Origin of the sequence: Mesorhizobium sp. M1A.F.Ca.IN.022.07.1.1 (assembly GCF_003997575.1) — a bacterium.
Classification (GTDB): Bacteria; Pseudomonadota; Alphaproteobacteria; order Rhizobiales; family Rhizobiaceae; genus Mesorhizobium.
The window spans coordinates 1-874 of sequence record NZ_RZST01000681.1 but is presented as its reverse complement, the minus strand read 5'-3'; the positions used below and the strand labels follow the sequence as shown (position 1 = coordinate 874).

1 protein-coding gene is annotated in these 874 nt (G+C 64.2%); it reads right to left on the bottom strand.

All coding sequences use genetic code 11. The features are described 5' to 3' along the window. Positions 1-864 (bottom strand): 7TM-DISM domain-containing protein (locus EOA75_RS33360; protein WP_281058599.1); only part of this gene is annotated, 864 nt, incomplete at its 3' end. Positions 865-874: the final 10 nt, after the last annotated feature.

Genomic DNA, 874 nt, shown 5'->3' with positions numbered 1-874 from the left:
GATCCAGACCAGCGCGCCATAGCTGAAATGGCCGTGCCATCGGTTGAGGTTGAGATAGGCGAACAGGAACACCACGAAGGTACCCGCCAGCGCCACCTCGGTGCCGGCCCGCCACATCTGCTCGTTGCCGGGCGAGATTTCGATGACCTTGTTGAGGAAGCCGAAATCGACGCAGATATAGGCAAGCACCGCCCAGGCAAGGGCGGCGGTGGCCGGGAACATCGAGGTTCCCTTGACGACGAACAGGATGGTCAGGAACAGCGCCAAGAGGCCGGCGATGCCGATGACGATGCCGCGGAACAGCGTGTAGGAATTGACCGAGTCCTTGTAGGATTCCGGGTCCCACAGATAGACCTGCGGCAGCTTGGGCGAGGCGAGCTCGGCGATGAAGGTGACGACCGTTCCGGGGTTGAGCGTCACTCGGAACACATCGGCGTCGGGGCTGGTCTGGCGGTCGAGCGCGAAGCCTTCGCTGGGCGTGATCGCCGCGATGCGCGTCGAGCCGAGATCGGGCCAGAAGATACCGGAATTCACCAGGCGGAAATGCGGCGCGACGATCAGCCTGTCGAGCTGCTGGTCGGTGGTGTTGGCGAGCGCGAACACCGCCCAGTCGCCGGTCGAGCGCGCGTCATTGGCCTCGACCTCGATGCGCCGCACGATGCCGTCGGGGCCGGGCGCGGTCGAGACCTGGAAATTCTCGCCCTGGTTCCGGTAGATCTCGACTGCGCCCGAAAGGTCGAGCGCCTTGTCGTCGCGGGCAATCTTGATCGGCTCGACGGCCAATGCCGGCGCAACCGCTGAAAGCGTGACGAAGAGCGCCAGGATGAGGGCGAACAGCGACGCGATTCGCGAAAAAGTCGTCACATATCAGCCC